2 protein-coding genes are annotated in these 1,009 nt (G+C 75.0%); one reads left to right on the forward strand and one right to left on the reverse strand.

The window, feature by feature from the left end; genetic code table 11:
• The coding region (locus EF903_RS32710) for a DUF2993 domain-containing protein (RefSeq protein WP_148142657.1) at nucleotides 1–605 on the forward strand (605 nt) is incomplete at its 5' end.
• A gap of 18 nt (nucleotides 606–623) precedes the next feature.
• On the opposite strand, the gene EF903_RS34550 is transcribed toward EF903_RS32710, so the two are convergent.
• Nucleotides 624–1,009: pyridoxamine 5'-phosphate oxidase family protein (locus EF903_RS34550; protein WP_399422220.1), on the reverse strand; the 386-nt coding region annotated here is incomplete at its 5' end.

Genomic DNA, 1,009 nt, shown 5'->3' on the forward strand with positions numbered 1-1,009 from the left:
CGGCCGACGCCTTCGCCCGCCACCGCGGCGAGGACAGGCTCGCCGACCGGATCGCCGCACGCCACCCCGACCTGCGGTCGAAGCCGCAAGTGGAGATAGGCGGCTATCCGTTCCTGCTCGGAGCGGCCCGGGGCGCCCACCCGGAGGTCCGGGTCAGGGCCGACGGTCATGCGCCCGACGGCCGGCCGGTGGAGGCCGACGTCGAACTGGGCGGCGTCTCCCGGGAGAAGGACGGCTACACGGCGTCGGCGGTCGACGCCCGGTTCACCGTCCCCTTCGAAGCCCTGGCCGGCGAGGCCGGAGGAAAGGCCACCCTGTCCGACGCCGGGAACGGCCGGCTCAGGATCGAGCGCCGCGCACTCGGCCTCCCGGTCGCCGTGACCGCCGAACTCCGGCTCCAGGGCGACACGGTGACCCTGCACGCGACGTCGGCGACGCTGGCCGGCGCGCCCGTCGACCCCGCGATGCCGATGGTCAGGCAGGCGCTCGCGGAGAAGCAGTGGAAGCTGCCCGCGCTGCCGTGGGGTCTGCGCGCCTCCGAGGTGTCGGTCGGCCCCGACGGCGTCACCGCGCACGCCCGCGGCGAGGACGTCACCCTCGACTGAGGGCCGCCGCGGCCGGGGTCACTCGTACCGGTGCAGGAGCGACTCCCGCTCACTCTGCCTGATCTGCTCCAGCGTCAGGCCGGGCACGCCCACGTGCGACAGGGTGATCTCGGCCGAGCTGGGCACGTCGTCCTCGGACAGCCACGCCTCCGGCTTCCACGCGCTGCCGCGCAGGAACGCCTTCGGGCAGTGCTGGTACGCCTCCTCCACCTCGACGACGAGGGCGCTGCGCGGCGGCTTGCCGACGGGGGTCAGGCGCTCCAGCAGCCGCGGATCGGCGGAGATGCAGGCCCGGCCGTTGACGCGGAGCGTCGCCCCGCGGCCGGGCACGATGAAGACGAGCCCGGCGCGGCCGGTCTCGACGACGTTGTGCGCGCTGTCGAGCCGCTTGTTGCCGGTGGCGT

The sequence above is a fragment of the Streptomyces sp. WAC05292 genome (assembly GCF_003949955.1).
Lineage (GTDB): Bacteria > Actinomycetota > Actinomycetes > Streptomycetales > Streptomycetaceae > Streptomyces > Streptomyces globosus.